At 66.0% G+C, this 14,320-nt stretch carries 15 protein-coding genes; 9 read left to right on the top strand and 6 right to left on the bottom strand.

The window, feature by feature from the left end:
- Positions 1 to 67 precede the first annotated feature (67 nt).
- Positions 68 to 544, top strand: a complete 477-nt coding sequence (gene queF, locus ABIB78_RS15465) for a preQ(1) synthase (RefSeq protein ID WP_429025843.1) — start codon at positions 68 to 70, stop codon at positions 542 to 544.
- A gap of 12 nt (positions 545 to 556) precedes the next feature.
- Here the strand turns inward: queF and ABIB78_RS15470 are convergent, their stop codons facing one another.
- Both ABIB78_RS15470 and kdsA read right to left on the bottom strand, forming a co-directional pair.
- Positions 557 to 1,765 (bottom strand): MFS transporter, encoded by a 1,209-nt coding sequence (locus tag ABIB78_RS15470; RefSeq protein WP_429025846.1) that lies wholly within the window; start codon positions 1,763 to 1,765, stop codon positions 557 to 559.
- 16 nt (positions 1,766 to 1,781) lie between these two features.
- On the bottom strand, positions 1,782 to 2,639 hold the full coding sequence (gene kdsA, locus ABIB78_RS15475; RefSeq protein ID WP_429025849.1) for a 3-deoxy-8-phosphooctulonate synthase: 858 nt from the start codon (positions 2,637 to 2,639) through the stop codon (positions 1,782 to 1,784).
- 281 nt (positions 2,640 to 2,920) lie between these two features.
- Between kdsA and ABIB78_RS15480 the strand changes: the two genes are divergently transcribed.
- Positions 2,921 to 3,256, top strand: coding sequence for a PAAR domain-containing protein (locus ABIB78_RS15480; protein WP_429025852.1), 336 nt, complete (start codon positions 2,921 to 2,923; stop codon positions 3,254 to 3,256).
- A 157-nt stretch (positions 3,257 to 3,413) separates the two neighbouring features.
- Here ABIB78_RS15480 and ABIB78_RS15485 read toward each other — a convergent pair whose 3' ends face one another.
- The gene (locus ABIB78_RS15485) at positions 3,414 to 3,740 is read right to left on the bottom strand and encodes an NIPSNAP family protein (RefSeq protein WP_429025853.1); all 327 of its coding nucleotides are present in this window, start codon (positions 3,738 to 3,740) and stop codon (positions 3,414 to 3,416) included.
- A 168-nt stretch (positions 3,741 to 3,908) separates the two neighbouring features.
- On the opposite strand from ABIB78_RS15485, the gene ABIB78_RS15490 reads away from it, so the two are divergent.
- The 3 genes from ABIB78_RS15490 to ABIB78_RS15500 all read left to right on the top strand — a co-directional run bounded on the left by ABIB78_RS15490 (position 3,909) and on the right by ABIB78_RS15500 (position 6,824).
- Positions 3,909 to 4,583 (top strand): response regulator transcription factor, encoded by a 675-nt coding sequence (locus ABIB78_RS15490; protein ID WP_429025855.1) that lies wholly within the window; start codon positions 3,909 to 3,911, stop codon positions 4,581 to 4,583.
- Positions 4,580 to 5,959, top strand: a complete 1,380-nt coding sequence (locus ABIB78_RS15495; RefSeq protein WP_429025858.1) for a sensor histidine kinase — start codon at positions 4,580 to 4,582, stop codon at positions 5,957 to 5,959. Before ABIB78_RS15490 ends, ABIB78_RS15495 begins: the two co-directional genes overlap by 4 nt.
- Before the next feature lie 199 nt (positions 5,960 to 6,158).
- On the top strand, positions 6,159 to 6,824 hold the full coding sequence (locus ABIB78_RS15500; RefSeq protein WP_429025861.1) for a class I SAM-dependent methyltransferase: 666 nt from the start codon (positions 6,159 to 6,161) through the stop codon (positions 6,822 to 6,824).
- A 19-nt stretch (positions 6,825 to 6,843) separates the two neighbouring features.
- Here ABIB78_RS15500 and ABIB78_RS15505 read toward each other — a convergent pair whose 3' ends face one another.
- On the bottom strand, positions 6,844 to 8,475 hold the full coding sequence (locus ABIB78_RS15505; protein WP_429025863.1) for a CTP synthase: 1,632 nt from the start codon (positions 8,473 to 8,475) through the stop codon (positions 6,844 to 6,846).
- 167 nt (positions 8,476 to 8,642) lie between these two features.
- Positions 8,643 to 9,032, bottom strand: a complete 390-nt coding sequence (gene secG, locus ABIB78_RS15510) for a preprotein translocase subunit SecG (protein ID WP_429025866.1) — start codon at positions 9,030 to 9,032, stop codon at positions 8,643 to 8,645.
- 203 nt (positions 9,033 to 9,235) lie between these two features.
- On the opposite strand from secG, the gene ABIB78_RS15515 reads away from it, so the two are divergent.
- Entirely contained in the window at positions 9,236 to 9,802 is a 567-nt protein-coding gene (locus ABIB78_RS15515; RefSeq protein WP_429025867.1) for a helix-turn-helix domain-containing protein, read from the top strand.
- A 3-nt stretch (positions 9,803 to 9,805) separates the two neighbouring features.
- Complete coding sequence (locus ABIB78_RS15520; RefSeq protein WP_429025870.1) at positions 9,806 to 10,339, top strand: GNAT family N-acetyltransferase; 534 nt, start codon at positions 9,806 to 9,808, stop codon at positions 10,337 to 10,339.
- On the opposite strand, the gene tpiA is transcribed toward ABIB78_RS15520, so the two are convergent.
- A complete protein-coding gene (gene tpiA, locus ABIB78_RS15525; RefSeq protein ID WP_429025873.1) occupies positions 10,336 to 11,088 on the bottom strand; it encodes a triose-phosphate isomerase in 753 nt (250 codons plus the stop codon). The two genes, ABIB78_RS15520 and tpiA, sit on opposite strands and share 4 nt — an antisense overlap.
- Positions 11,089 to 11,328: 240 nt before the next feature.
- On the opposite strand from tpiA, the gene ABIB78_RS15530 reads away from it, so the two are divergent.
- Together ABIB78_RS15530 and trpD are read left to right on the top strand one after the other, a co-directional pair.
- Positions 11,329 to 13,230 (top strand): SurA N-terminal domain-containing protein, encoded by a 1,902-nt coding sequence (locus ABIB78_RS15530; protein ID WP_429025876.1) that lies wholly within the window; start codon positions 11,329 to 11,331, stop codon positions 13,228 to 13,230.
- Positions 13,231 to 13,300: 70 nt separating this feature from the next.
- A complete protein-coding gene (trpD, locus tag ABIB78_RS15535; protein WP_429025877.1) occupies positions 13,301 to 14,314 on the top strand; it encodes an anthranilate phosphoribosyltransferase in 1,014 nt (337 codons plus the stop codon).
- The last annotated feature ends 6 nt before the right edge of the window (positions 14,315 to 14,320 follow it).

Here is a 14,320-nt window from a genome sequence, read left to right on the forward strand (position 1 = left end):
ATCGAGGGGGAAAAGGCCGGGTGACGGACGCCTGATCATAGGCTAGGAGACCCCACGGAGACCCCGAATGGCGAAGAAATCCAGCAAATCAACGACCTCCCCCGGCCTGCAACTCGGCCGTGCGGTGGAATGGCCCGACGCGCCGGAAAAGGCGCAGCTCGAGCGCGTGCCCAACCCGCAAGCTGGGACCGATTATCTGGTACGCTTCACGGTGCCGGAATTCACCTCGATCTGCCCGGTGACGGGCCAACCGGATTTCGCGCATCTGGTGATCGACTATGTGCCCGGCCGCTGGTTGCTGGAATCCAAGTCGCTGAAACTGTTTGCCGCGAGCTTCCGCAACCATGGCGCATTCCATGAGGACTGCACTGTCATGATCGGCCGGCGGATCGCCGACGAGATCAAGCCGAAATGGCTGCGGATCGGCGGCTACTGGTATCCGCGCGGCGGCATCCCGATCGACGTGTTCTTCCAGACCGGCCGGCTACCGAAGGGCGTCTGGGTTCCCGACCAGGGCGTCGCGACTTATCGCGGGCGGGGCTGAAGCAGGCCCTCCTCACGGCTCGACGTCAGGCCGCGCCGCGGCGTCGGCCGGCCGCGTCTGCCTTAGGAATTTTGCGCAGACAAAGCCGAGCACGATCATCACGGCGGCGGCCGAGACCAGCGTTGCCGTCTTGCCGGCATGCTGCAGCCCAAAACCGTAGGCAACCGGGCCGACGGTCTGGCCCATGAAGAAGAAGAACGAGTGCAGCGACAGCGCGGTGGCGCGCGCCTCGACCGACAGCTCGCTGGCAAACACCTGCAGGCAGCCGTGAATCATGTAGAAGCCGAGGCCCATCACCAGGAGACTCGCCATCTGCAGCTTCCAGTGCAGCCCGAAGGCCGCGCCTGCGAGTTGCATGCCGACCAGCGTTGCACCGACGATCATCATTCCTCGCACACCGATCCACGGCAGCAGGCGCGACACGGTCAGCGTGTAGAGCAATCCGCCGATCGCAAAGCCCGCGATCACGATGCCCGCGATCGACAGCGAGGTCTCGCCGAGCTCGAACAGGAACGCGGCGATGAAGGGAAACAGCCCGAGCACGCAGCAGCCTTCGATGAAGACCGCCGAATAGCAGATGCGGGCGTTCGGGTTGGTGAAGATGGTGCGATAGCCGTGACGCAGCGCCTTCAGGCTGGTGCGCGGCGGACGGTTCAGCTCAGCGCCGCGGAAGCCGGCCGCAACCGCAAGCGCGACGATGATCACGAGGCCGCCGAGCACCGCGAGCACGCCGCGCCAGCCGAGCAAGTCGCCGATCAGGCCGGAAGCCGTGGCGCCAAGCAGATTGCCCGTCATCGAGCCCGCGAGCGTGCGCCCGATCGCGAGCTGCCGCTTGTCGGGACCGACGAGATCGCTGGTCAGCGACAGCGCCACCGGAAACACGCCGCCCGAGCCGATGCCGGCGAGAATACGGGTGACGAACAGCATCGGAAACGAGGTCGAGAGCGCACCGAGAATGTTGGCCGCGCCGAGCAGCACCAGGCAGATCGTCATCAGCCGCGCCTTGCCGAACAAATCGGCGGCGGCGCCGACCGCCGGCTGCACCGCTGCAAAGGTGAAGGCGAACACCGCGGCGAAGCTCGCCGCGGTCGCGATGCTGACGCCAAAGTCCTCCGCGACATGCGGCAGCACCGGATCGAGTGCACGCACCGACAGGCTCGCCGCGAAGGTCGCCAGCGTGATGACGTTGAGGGCCGGCGGCATGCCGCGGGTTGCGGTCATGTCGTTGTCCGCCCCGTCAGACTGACGTCTTGGCGAGCGCGTCGAACTGCATCAGCCGCTTGACGAGGGATTCGAAATCGCGGAGCGGCACCATGTTTGGGCCATCGGACGGCGCGCGATCTGGATCCGGATGGGTCTCGATGAAGACGCCGGCAACCCCGACCGCGACCGCGGCGCGCGCCAGCACCGGCACGAATTCGCGTTCGCCGCCCGACGAGGTGCCCTTGCCGCCCGGCTGCTGCACCGAATGGGTGGCGTCGAAGATCACAGGCGCGCCGGTGGTGCGCGAAAGGATTGGCAGCGCGCGCATGTCGGAGACCAGCGTGTTGTAGCCGAACGACGCGCCGCGCTCGGTGACCAGCACATTGGCGTTGCCGGCGCCGGTGATCTTGCTGACCACGTTCGCCATGTCCCACGGCGCCAAAAACTGCCCCTTCTTGACGTTGACGACCTTGCCGGTCGCCGCTGCCGCCAGCAGCAGATCGGTCTGCCGGCACAGGAAGGCCGGGATCTGCAGCACGTCGACCGCCTGCGCCACGTCGGCGCACTGGCCAGGTTCATGCACGTCGGTCAGCACGGGTAAGCCGAGCGAGGAACGGATCTCGGCGAAGATCGGCAGCGCCTGCGCAAGCCCGATGCCGCGCGCCGCCGACGCACTGGTGCGGTTCGCCTTGTCGAACGAGGTCTTGTAGACCAGACCGATTTTCAGCCGGGCCGCAATCTCCTTCAGCGCGGACGCCACTTCAAGCGCGTGCGCGCGGCTCTCGAGTTGGCAGGGACCTGCGATGATCTGTAAGGGTAAGGCATTGCCGAATTTGGCCGATCCGACGGCTACGATCGGCGCGGCGGCGTGCGCGGAAACCTGATTGGTCAAAATGCTGCATCCTTTTGCGGGCGACCATGCAATCCCGCGCGGGAGGGATCAAGCCATACCGCACGATGAGGGGGTTGCGCTGACGCCGTGGGTCCGCCGTGCTATCACAATCCTGTCCCAACCGCCCCTATAGAGCGTTTTCGAGCGAAGTGGGTACCGGTTCGCGTGAAGAAAACGTGTCAAAACAAAATCTAGAGCCCCGTTCCGATTCAATCGGAACGGAAAAGGCTCTAGACTGGCGCGGAACAGATTCCCAAGACCAGATTTTCGTGAGGAACGAAATGCGCATCTCGCTTGCGATCGGAGCCGGGGCCGCCTTGGCAGCGATGTCGGGGCTCGCGCACGGTCAGGCCAGCAGCCAGCCCGGCGTCGTCACCAGCGGCGCCACCGGCGTCACCGTCGACGGCAAGCCGGCGGCGCGCAGCGGCGACACCACCAGCAATGGCGGCCCGCTCGTCGAAGGCGTGCCCAACGTCCTGATCAACGGCAAGCCCGCGGTCGTGATCGGTGACCGCACCCATTGCGGCGGCAAGGCGACCTCCGGCAGCCATGGCGTCTTCATCAACGGCAAGCCGATGGTCCGCGAAGGCGATCAGACCTCCGGCTGCGCGCAATAAACGGCTACGGCACTCTCCTTCCCCTCATGGTGAGGAGCGCGGAACGCGCGTCTCGAACCATGAGGCCTCAGATGGCGCCTAGATCCTTCGAGACGTCCGCTGCGCGGCCTCCTCAGGACGAGGGGAAGAAATCGTTGGCGCGCGCCACTGCGCAGCGTCACTTGACCGATGAAAATGCGGTCGGCACCAAGAGCTGGTTGACGATGTTGAGAACGATCTGGCCGTCCTCTTCGGTCTTGGCGCGTGCGCTGATCCAATCCGGATCGGTCTGGAACGCGGTCCACTTCTTCTCGCGCTCGGCGAGCGATTCCCACGCCAAGAGATAGGTCAGTTCCTGGTTGGATTCGCCGACCAGCGTCGTGAAAAAGCCGGCCTGCCTGATGCCGTGCTTCTCCCACAGCTTCAGCGTGACGGTCTCGAAGCGCTTGAGCAGCGCCGGCAGCCGGCCCGGCAGGCAGCGATACACGCGAGTCTCGTAGATCATTGGCGGTCCTCCCAGATTTGTTGCGCCGGCGGTTATAGCCAGCCGGTTCCGGACTGTCTTGAGGGGTGACAACATGGCACCCCTGCTCGCGGCAGGCGGCCATTTCCGCAATGTTGTTGCAATGTGACTTGCCCTAGAACCGTCCGATGAGGGCAGGACCAAGAGCACATGCGGATACTGCTGGTTGAAGACGAGGCCGAAATGGCGGCGGCGCTGTCGCAGGCGCTGAAGAGCTACGACATGGTCGTCGATCATGTGCCGACCCTTGCCGAGGCCGAGGAGGCGATTTCCGCCGATGTGCACGGCGCGGTCCTGCTCGACCGCCAGCTTCCCGACGGCGACGGCCTCTCGCTGATCCCGAAGCTGCGCGCCAAGGCGGACGGCGTTCCGATCATCGTGCTGACCGCGCGCGGCGATCTCGCCGACCGCATCACCGGTCTCGACAGCGGCGCCGACGACTATCTGGCCAAGCCCTTCGCGGTCGAGGAGTTGCTGGCGCGGCTGCGCGCCGTGCTGCGCCGACCTGCCGGTCTGCAGCTCGAGATCATCAAGGCCGGCCGGATGGCGTTCGATTGCAGTCATCGCGAGGCCAGCGTCGACGGCCACCCGCTCGACCTGCCGCGGCGCGAGCTCCTGGTGCTGGAGACGCTGCTGCGCCGCATGGGCCGCACCGTGCTGCGCGCGACCCTCGAGGAAGCCGTCTACAATTTCGAGGACGAGATCCAGTCGAACGCGCTCGACGCCCATGTCTCGCGTCTCAGGCGCAAGCTCGCCGACACCAACGCCGGCGTCGAGATCCACAGCATCCGCGGCGTCGGCTACCTCTTGAAGCAGACGTCATGAGCGAACAGGCCGATCACTATTGCCTGCGCTCGCAACTGAGCTGGCGCCTCGTCGCGCTGCAGGCGCTGCTGCTGGCGATGCTAATCGTTTGCCTGATCGCCGCATTGTGCGCCTCCGGCGTCCTGGTCGTTCCGCGAGACGAGGATCACGTCATCGACATCGTGCGACGGGCGGTCGTACGTGACGCACAGGGCGGCCTGATGCTACGCCCGACGGCGGAGCTGCAGGAGCTTCGCGACAGCACGCCCGACCTCTGGTTCCTGGTGCGCGACCGCCAGGGACATTCATTGTCAGAAGGCACGGTACCGCCCGAATTTTCCAGGATCGGCGACGCGCTCGACCAGATCAGCCAGGCGCGGCTCGGCTGGCAAATGTTCGAGGACGATCCGCGCAAGCCTCCGGCGCGCATGAAGCGCGTCAATTCCGATGCCGGCCCGGTCCAGGTACTCACCGCCACGCAGGGGCCGATGTCCAGCGTCAAGACCGCGCTCGCCACGACACTGGCCTTCCTCGCCGTCGCCCTGCCCGGCCTGATGCTGATGGCGGCCGCGACCTTCGTGGCGACGCCGATCGTGGTGCGGCGCGCCTTCGCGGGCCTCGATACCACCGCTGACGAAGCGCGCCGGATCGATTTCCGCCAGCGCGGCAGCCGGCTGTCGGCGGACCATCTGCCGCTCGAGGTCGCGCCGCTGGTCACCGCAATCAACGATGCGCTGAAGCGGCTCGACGAAGGCTATTCCCGGCATCAGCGCTTCGTCGCCGACGCGGCGCATGAATTGCGCACCCCGATCGCGATCCTCAACACGCGGCTGGAGTCGCTGCCCGCAGGCCCTGAGAAAACCCGCCTGCTCGAGGACGCGGCACGGCTTGCGACATTGGCCGAGCAGCTGCTCGACATCCAGCGCTTCGACCAGTGCCGTAATCCGTTTGGGCGCGTCGATCTCGTCGAGGTCGCGCGCAACGTCGCTGCCGACCTCGCCCCGCTCGCGATCGCGGCCGGCTACGAACTGTCGCTCGATCCCGCAACCGATCGCGTTGAAACGCTTGGCGACCGCGCCGCGCTGGAGCGCGCGCTGACCAATCTCGTGCAGAACGCCATCCAGCATGGCGGCCGCCGCGGCACCGTCACCATTCATGTCGGCAGCGCCGCGACGATCGATGTCACTGATGAAGGCGACGGCATTCCGCAGGACCAGCGCACGCGGATCTTCGATCCGTTCTATCGGCTCGCGCCGCTCGACCGCGGCGCCGGCCTCGGACTCAACATGGTGCGCGAGATCGCAAGGCTGCATGGCGGTCACGTCTCCGTGCTCGACGGACCGAAAGGCGGCGCGTGCTTCCGTCTCACATTACCGCCGGCACCGTTGGTGTCGTGATGCGAGAGCGTTTCCGAGCGAAGCCGGCACCCGTTCGCGTGAAGAAAACGCGTCAAAACCAAAGTCCGGAGCCCGTTCCGATTCAATCGGAACGGGCTCTAGCAACGTCGCGCAATGTTGTCGCAATGCAGCTCCCGCAAACAAGGCATCACGCTTCGCAATCGAGTCGAAGCGGGACGACACTTTGTTGGAAATCCCAATGTCACATGATCTTCTCTCTTTCTTCACGGCGTGGATGGCGGCCCCCGGCCGCGTCGGCGCCATCGCGCCGTCGGGCGCAGCGCTCGCCGAACTGATCACGCGCGACATCACCGCCGACACCGGCCCGGTGCTTGAGCTCGGTCCGGGAACGGGCGCCTTCACCTACCAACTGTTGAAGCGCGGCGTGCGCCAGCAGGATCTCACCCTGATCGAGTACGGCTCGGATTTCATGCGGCTGTTGCAGATCCGTTTTCCCGGCGCGCGCGTGCTGTGGATGGACGCCGCGCGACTGGCCTCGGAACGGCTCTACAACGGCGCGCCGGTCGGCGCCGTCGTCAGCGGACTGCCGCTGCTCAACATGTCGCCGCGCAAGGTCATCTCGATTGTCAGCGGCGCATTCAGCTACATGCGCCCCGGCGGCGCGTTCTATCAATTCACCTACGGCATGCGCTGCCCGGTGCCGCGGCCGATCCTCGACCGGCTCGGCCTGCGTGCCACGCTGGTCGATCGCGCGCTGCTCAACGTGCCGCCCGCCGCGGTCTACCGCCTGACGCGACGCCCGCAGTACAGACTGATGACGCGTGACGTCACGCCGGCAGCAGATGCAGGCGTTTCACCGATCAAGAAGGAACGCCGGGCCAGCGAGGACTGCGCCGCCGTGTGACGGCGCAGCTTATGGCGGCTTACACCAGCCGGCTCTGCTTCGCTGCCGCCTGGATGAAGGACGCGAACAGCGGATGCGGCTCGAACGGCCGCGACTTCAGCTCGGGGTGGAACTGGACACCGATGAACCAGGGATGGTCCTCGTACTCGACGATCTCCGGTAGCACGCCGTCGGGCGACATGCCGGAGAAGCGCAGGCCGTGCTGCTCGAGGCGGTCCTTGTAGGCGGTGTTGACCTCGTAGCGATGGCGGTGCCGCTCGGAAATCTCGGTCGCGCCGCCATAGACCTGCGAGACGCGGCTGCCGCGGTTCAGCGCCGCGGGATAGGCACCGAGCCGCATCGTGCCGCCGAGGTCACCGCTCTGGGTGCGCTTCTCGAGTTCGTTGCCGCGCAGCCATTCCGTCATCAGGCCGACCAGCGGCTCCTTGGTCGGGCCGAACTCGGTCGAATTGGCCTCCTCGATGCCGACCAGATTGCGCGCCGCCTCGATCACCGCCATCTGCATGCCGAAGCAGATGCCGAAATACGGCACGTCACGCTCGCGCGCGAACTGCGCCGCGCGAATCTTGCCCTCGGCGCCGCGCTGGCCGAAGCCGCCGGGCACCAGGATGCCGTTGACGTGCTCGAGGAACGGCGCCGGGTCCTCGTTCTCGAACACCTCGCTCTCGATCCAGTCGAGATTGACCTTCACCTTGTTGGCGATGCCGCCGTGCGACAGCGCCTCGATCAGCGATTTGTAGGCGTCCTTCATGCCGGTGTACTTGCCGACGATCGCGATCGTCACCGCGCCTTCCGGATTGCGGACGCGCTCGTTGATGACGTTCCAGCTCTGCAGCGCCGGCGGAATCTTGGCTGTGATGCCGAACGCGGCCAGCACCTCGTCGTCGAGGCCGGCGGCGTGATAGGCCTCCGGCACGGCGTAGATGTTGTCGACGTCGCGGGCCTCGATCACGGCGCTCTCGCGCACGTTACAGAACAGGCCGAGCTTGCGCCGCTCTTCCTTGGGGATTTCGCGGTCGGTGCGGCACAGCAGGATGTCCGGCTGAATGCCGATCGAGCGCAGCTCCTTCACGGAATGCTGCGTCGGTTTCGTCTTGAGTTCGCCGGCACTTGGAATGTACGGCAGAAGCGTCAGGTGAATGTAGACCGCGTGATCGCGCGGCAGCTCGTTCTTGAGCTGGCGGATCGCCTCGAAGAACGGCAGTCCCTCGATGTCGCCGACGGTGCCGCCGATCTCGACCAGCACGAAATCGTACTCGTCGTTGCCATCAAGCACGAATTCCTTGATCGCGTTGGTGACGTGCGGGACCACCTGGATGGTGGCGCCGAGATAATCGCCGCGGCGCTCCTTGGTGATGATGTCCTGGTAGATGCGCCCGGTCGTGATGTTGTCGGCCTTGGTGGCCGGCCGACCGGTGAAGCGCTCGTAATGGCCGAGATCGAGATCGGTCTCGGCACCGTCGTCGGTCACGAACACTTCGCCGTGCTGATACGGCGACATCGTTCCGGGATCGAGATTGAGATAGGGATCGAGCTTGCGAAGGCGGACCTTGTAGCCCCGGGCCTGCAGCAACGCGCCGAGCGCCGCTGATGCCAGACCTTTTCCGAGCGAGGAGACCACGCCGCCGGTGATGAATATGTACCGCGCCATGGGACTTTACCTTTAATCCGGCTCCGGCGATTCGCAAAACGAATCAGCTGTTCCCGGCAAACAATTCACCGGGCTGTGGGTTATGTTAAATTGGAAGCGATTTCAGAGCAGTAGTGGGGATTTCTGATGCAGGACGCCAGCGGGGCATCCTGCATGGCCACCCTGCTTTATTGCGACCGCGGGGCCTGCGGGCCGCTCGGGGCCTGCTGGCCCTGCTGCTCGTCGGCCTTCTTCAGCGAATCGAGGATGCCGCCGGAGGTCGGCGCATTGATCGGCGCGCCGCCGGCCGGCTGCGTCTGCGCCGGTGCACCGGTGCCGATGATCGAGCTCGGCTTGCGGTCGTAGCCCGCATACCAGGACAGGAACAGGCTGGTCAGGAAGAAGCCGGCGGCGAGGATCGCGGTGGTCCGCGACAATAGATTGGCGGTGCCGCGGCTCGACATGAAGCCGGCGCCGCCACCCATGCCAAGGCCACCGCCTTCGGATTTCTGCAGCAGCACGGCACCGATCATGACGGCGACGATCATGAGATGGATAATGATAACGACAGTCTGCATCGCAAGCCTTCCGTCATAAGCCGCCAAGCGGCCAGACAAACGGCGCTATCGGCTTTGCGGGTTTCGTGAAGTCGCGCCCTGTTACACGATTGGACCGGGCATTGTCACCCCCGAGATAGTCGCAGCGGCGATGATCTCAAGCAGCGTCGACTGCCTCCATCCGAGCCTTGATCGGAACCGGCCTTTTCCATTATAATAGACATATGGATACTTTGATAGACGACCTGAGCCAGCGCCTGGCACAGCGAATCAGGCTGGAGCGTGACGGCCGGGGCTGGTCGCTGGCCGACCTTGCCGACCGTTCCGGCGTCTCGAAGGCGACGATCAGTAAGATCGAGCGCGCCGAGGTCAGCCCGACCGCGGTCGTGCTGGTGCGGCTCGCCTCAGCCTTCGACCTCACCTTGGCCGGACTGATGTTGCGCGCCGAAGGCCAGGGCGAACGGCTGTCGCGCGCCGCCGCGCAACCGGTCTGGCGCGATCCGGAAACCGGCTATCTGCGCCGCCAGGTGTTCAGCCGCCCCGATCATCCGGTCGAACTGGTGCGGGTCGAGCTGCCGCCAAGGCAGACCGTGACCCTGCCCGCCTCGTCCTACGCCCATATCCGCCAGCTGGTCTGGGTCTTGAGCGGGAGCCTCGTCATCACCGAAGGCGGAACGCGCCACGTGCTCGACGCCGGCGATTGCCTCGGCTTCGGCCCGCCGGCCGAGACGACCTTCGCCAACGAGACCAACGTCGGGGGCACGTACGTGGTCGCCCTGGCCCGGAGCTGATGCATGTCGCAGTTTGCCATCAAGCCGCTCGACGATGTACCTGAGATTCGCAGCGCGCTCGGCGAGCTGTTGGTCGAAACCGTCGCCAGCGGCGGCTCCGTCAGCTTCATGCATCCGCTGTCGCCGGATGACGCCGACGCGTTCTGGCAAGATTCGCTTGGCGCCGCCGCGCGCGGCGAACGAGTTGTGCTCGGCGCGTTCGCTGGCACTGATCTGATCGGCACCGTGACGCTGCTGCTCAAGCTGCCACCGAACCAGCCGCATCGGGCGGAGATCGCCAAGATGATGACGCGCCTCACCCACCGCAATCGCGGCGTCGCCACGGCGTTGCTGCGCGCCGCCGAACAGCTTGCGATCGACCACGGGCGCACGCTGCTGGTGCTCGACACCGCCGTCGAGGACGGTGCCGCGCCACTTTACCAGAAGCAGGGATTTCAGCTCAGCGGCATCATCCCGGATTACGCACTGAAGCCGCATGGCGGCCTCACCGGGACGATGATCTACTGGAAGCGGATCGGCGCCGCCGCGTCCGCTTAACAGCCGGCCGCGATCGCGAGGAAGTCCGACGCCTTCAGGCTCGCGCCGCCGACCAGCGCGCCGTTGACGTTGGCGACGGCCATCAGTTCGGCGGCGTTCGACGGCTTCACCGAGCCGCCATAGAGGATCCTGATCCGGTTTCCTTCCCCCTTGAAGCGATCGGTGAGCTGACCTCGAATAAACCGATGAACTTCCTCGACATCCCCAGCCGTCGGGGTCAGGCCGGTGCCGATCGCCCAGACCGGCTCATAGGCCACCACCAGATTGGCCGCGGTCGAGCCGTCGGGCAGCGAGCCCGCAAGCTGGGTGCCGCAGACATCGAGCGTCTTGCCGGCATCGCGCTGCTCGCGCGTTTCGCCGATGCAGACGATCGCGGTCAGCCCGGCGCGCCAGACGGCCTCCGCCTTTTGCCGAATCAAGGCGTCGGTCTCGCCATGGTCGGCACGCCGCTCGGAATGGCCGACGATGATGGCGACCGCGCCGAGATCCCCAAACATTTCCGCCGCGAGATCGCCGGTGTGGGCGCCCGATGGCTTCGGATGGCAATCTTGGGCGCCGACGGCGACCTTCGAGCCGCGCGCCCTGTCGGCGAAGGCCGCAACCAGCGTGGCCGGCGGACAGACCAGCAGATCGGCCTTCCCGGCGACATCGCCGGCGCCGGCCAGCATCGCGTCGAACTCGGCAGAAGAGGATTTCAGGCCGTTCATTTTCCAGTTGCCGGCGATCAGCGGCCGGATGGCGTCGGTCATATCGGATGTCCCATCGTTCAAGCGTATCCCTCGGCTATCAGAGCCGGGCGGCGACTTCCAGAGTACGGCTTCGCGCCTGCCGTGCGACGCTTCCGCCCGCGCGCCCGAGGTTGCGGGGGGACACGAGCCACTTTATAAGCGTTTTCAATTCGGTGACGCCCTGCTGCTGGACCAAAAGTCCCGACTTTTAGTCCCACTTGGGCACGATCCGGTTCCCCTCCTGTAAAACAAGTTGGACCCATGCTTCGAGGAATGCGGAAAGCCTCATCAAACTGGCTCGGCAAGACGATTATGGCCGTGGTGATGGGCGTTTTGATCGTCAGTTTCGGAATTTGGGGCATTGCCGACATTTTCAAGGGGTTTGGCCAATCGACCTTCGCCAAGGTCGGCGGGACCGAGATTTCGGCCGAGCAGTTCCGCCAGATCTATACCGACCGCCTGCAGCAGCTCGGCCGCCAGTTCGGCCGACCGCTGACCCCGGACCAGGCGCGCGCCTTCGGGATCGACCGCCAGGTGCTGCAGCAGACGCTCGCGGAAGCCGCGATGGACGAGGAAGCGCGCCGCATGGGCCTCAACCAGTCCAACGCCGAGGTGCTGCGCACGATCTACAACGATCCGAACTTCAAGGGCCTCAACAACCAGTTCGATCCGCAGCGCTTCCAGTCCGTGATCCGCAACTTTGGCTATACTGAAGGCCGCTTCATCGCCGAGCAGCGCCGTGTCGGCCTCAGGCGACAAATCGCCGGCACCATCTCGGCCGGGATCGAACCGACCAAATCGATGGTCGAGGCACTGACCCGCTTCCAGAACGAGCAGCGCTCGATCGACTATGTCACGCTCGGCGCCGCGCAGGCCGGCACCATCGATCCGCCCTCACCTGAGGCGCTGGCCGCCTATTTCGAGGACCACAAGGTCCAGTTCCGCGCGCCCGAATATCGCAAGATCGCCTTCGTCGCGATCACGCCCGAGGAAATCGGCAAGTGGGAAACGGTGTCGGACGAGGATGCCAGGAAAATCTTCGACGAGCGGAAAGACCGGCTCAGCACGCCGGAGAAGCGCGAGGTCTCGCAGATCGTGTTTCCGGATGCCGGTGAGGCGCAGGCCGCCCGCGGGCGCATCACCTCGGGCACCTCGTTCGACGACATCGCCAAGGAGCGCAACCTCAATTTGGCCGACGTCAATCTGGGCCTGGTCGCAAAGTCCGCGATCCTCGATCCGGCCGTCGGCGATGCCGCATTCTCCCTGCCCGCAGGCGAAGTCAGCCAGCCGGTCCAGGGCCGCTTCGGCGTCGCGCTGGTCAAGGTCGGCAAGATCGAGCCCGGTGTGACCCCGAGCTATGAGAACCTTGCGCAGCAAGTAAAGAACGAGATCGCCTCCGAGCGCGCCCGCACCAAGGTCGCCGAGCTGCGCGACAAGATGGAAGACGAGCGCGGCGGCGGCTCCAGCGTCATCGAGGCGGCGCAGAAGCTGAAACTGACCCCCATCACGATCGACGCGATCGATCGCTCGGGGCGTCTGCCGAACGGCCAGGTCGCCACCAACATCCCGCGCGGCCTCGACGTGGTGTCGCAGGCGTTCAACAGCGACGTCGGCGTCGACAACGACCCGATCCAGTTTAACAACAGCTATGTCTGGTACGACGTGCTCGGCATCACGCCATCGCGCGAGCGCCCCCTCGACGAGGTGCGGGACCAGGTCGAAGCCAAGTGGCGGGAGGACCAGATCTCCGCCAAGCTGCGCGCCAAGGCGAACGAGATCGTCCAGAAGCTCGACAGCGGCGCCAAGCTCGCCGACGAGGCCGCTGCTGCCGGCGTCAAGGTCGAGACCGCCGCGAACTTCCGCCGCGAGGCATCGCTGCCCGCCGTGCCGGCCGGGGTGATTGCGGCCGCGTTCCGCGCCGCCAAGGACGGCGACGGACAGACGTCTGCCGCCGGCGGCAGCCAGTGGGTGGTCTTCCGCGTCACCGATGTGACGGTGCCCCCGGTCGACTTCGCCTCCAACGAGGTCAAGCAGCTCACCGAGGCGCTGCGGCGCTCGTTGAGCGACGAGCAGGTCGCGCAATATGTCACGAGGATCGAGTCCGACATCGGCGTGACCGTCAACCAGGCAGCCTTCGCGCAGGTGACAGGCGCAAATAATTGAGCATGATCGGGACAGCGCGACGACGCGCTGCGCGGCGATCAAGCTCCAACAACAGACCCTGAGCCAGCGAATGGACGACCTGAAATCGATCATCGGAAAAGTCGCCACCGGCGCCACGCTGACGCGTGAAGAGGCGGCGTCCGCCTTCGACAGCATGATGTCGGGCGAAGCCACGCCCTCGCAGATGGGCGGGCTGTTGATGGCGCTGCGGGTGCGCGGCGAGACCGTCGAGGAGATCACCGGCGCGGTCAGCGCAATGCGCGGCAAGATGCTGCCGGTCCGGGCGCCGGCGGAGGCCGTCGACATCGTCGGCACCGGCGGCGACGGCTCCGGCTCGGTCAACGTCTCGACCTGCGCCGCCTTCATCGTGGCCGGCGCCGGCGTGCCCGTCGCCAAGCACGGCAATCGCGCACTGTCGTCGCGCTCGGGCTCGGCCGACGTGCTGGCTTCGCTCGGGGTCAAGATCGACCTCACGCCGGAGCGCGTCGGACGCTGCGTCTCGGAGGCCGGCATCGGCTTCATGTTCGCGCCCGCGCATCATCCGGCGATGAAGAATGTCGGCCCGACCCGGGTCGAGCTCGCCACCCGCACCATCTTCAACCTGCTCGGGCCGCTGTCGAACCCGGCCGGCGTCAAGCGGCAGATGGTCGGCGTGTTCTCGCGGCAATGGGTGCAGCCGCTGGCGCAGGTGCTGAAGAATCTCGGCTCGGACAAGGTCTGGGTCGTGCACGGCTCCGATGGCCTCGACGAGATCACCCTCACCGGTCCGACCTTCGTTGCCACGCTGGAGAGCGGCGAGATCAGGACGTTCGAGGTGACGCCGGAGGATGCCGGCCTCGGCTGCGTCGGCGGCGAGGCGCTGAAGGGCGGCGATGCCGATGCCAACGCGATCGCGCTCACGAGCGTGCTTCAGGGCAAGCCGAGCGCCTATCGCGACGTCGCCTTGCTCAACGCCGCCGCCGCACTGCTCGTTGCCGGCCGCGCCAAGGATCTGAAGGAAGGCGTTGCGATCGGCGCCCAGTCGCTCGACAGCGGCGCGGCTGCTGCGCGGCTGAAGCATCTGGTCGCGGTTTCCAACGGCTGAGAGCGC

This window comes from Bradyrhizobium sp. I1.14.4 (assembly GCF_050435825.1).
Lineage (GTDB): Bacteria > Pseudomonadota > Alphaproteobacteria > Rhizobiales > Xanthobacteraceae > Bradyrhizobium.

What these genes read in the sequence shown, in the direction of transcription:
- queF (WP_429025843.1), top strand. Translation starts at nt 68, where the DNA reads ATGGCGAAGAAATCCAGCAAATCAACGACCTCCCCCGGCCTGCAACTC.
- ABIB78_RS15470 (WP_429025846.1), bottom strand. Translation starts at nt 1,765, where the DNA reads ATGACCGCAACCCGCGGCATGCCGCCGGCCCTCAACGTCATCACGCTG.
- ABIB78_RS15480 (WP_429025852.1), top strand. Translation starts at nt 2,921, where the DNA reads ATGCGCATCTCGCTTGCGATCGGAGCCGGGGCCGCCTTGGCAGCGATG.
- ABIB78_RS15485 (WP_429025853.1), bottom strand. Translation starts at nt 3,740, where the DNA reads ATGATCTACGAGACTCGCGTGTATCGCTGCCTGCCGGGCCGGCTGCCG.
- ABIB78_RS15490 (WP_429025855.1), top strand. Translation starts at nt 3,909, where the DNA reads ATGCGGATACTGCTGGTTGAAGACGAGGCCGAAATGGCGGCGGCGCTG.
- ABIB78_RS15495 (WP_429025858.1), top strand. Translation starts at nt 4,580, where the DNA reads ATGAGCGAACAGGCCGATCACTATTGCCTGCGCTCGCAACTGAGCTGG.
- ABIB78_RS15500 (WP_429025861.1), top strand. Translation starts at nt 6,159, where the DNA reads ATGTCACATGATCTTCTCTCTTTCTTCACGGCGTGGATGGCGGCCCCC.
- ABIB78_RS15505 (WP_429025863.1), bottom strand. Translation starts at nt 8,475, where the DNA reads ATGGCGCGGTACATATTCATCACCGGCGGCGTGGTCTCCTCGCTCGGA.
- secG (WP_429025866.1), bottom strand. Translation starts at nt 9,032, where the DNA reads ATGCAGACTGTCGTTATCATTATCCATCTCATGATCGTCGCCGTCATG.
- ABIB78_RS15515 (WP_429025867.1), top strand. Translation starts at nt 9,236, where the DNA reads ATGGATACTTTGATAGACGACCTGAGCCAGCGCCTGGCACAGCGAATC.
- ABIB78_RS15520 (WP_429025870.1), top strand. Translation starts at nt 9,806, where the DNA reads ATGTCGCAGTTTGCCATCAAGCCGCTCGACGATGTACCTGAGATTCGC.
- tpiA (WP_429025873.1), bottom strand. Translation starts at nt 11,088, where the DNA reads ATGACCGACGCCATCCGGCCGCTGATCGCCGGCAACTGGAAAATGAAC.
- ABIB78_RS15530 (WP_429025876.1), top strand. Translation starts at nt 11,329, where the DNA reads ATGCTTCGAGGAATGCGGAAAGCCTCATCAAACTGGCTCGGCAAGACG.
- trpD (WP_429025877.1), top strand. Translation starts at nt 13,301, where the DNA reads ATGGACGACCTGAAATCGATCATCGGAAAAGTCGCCACCGGCGCCACG.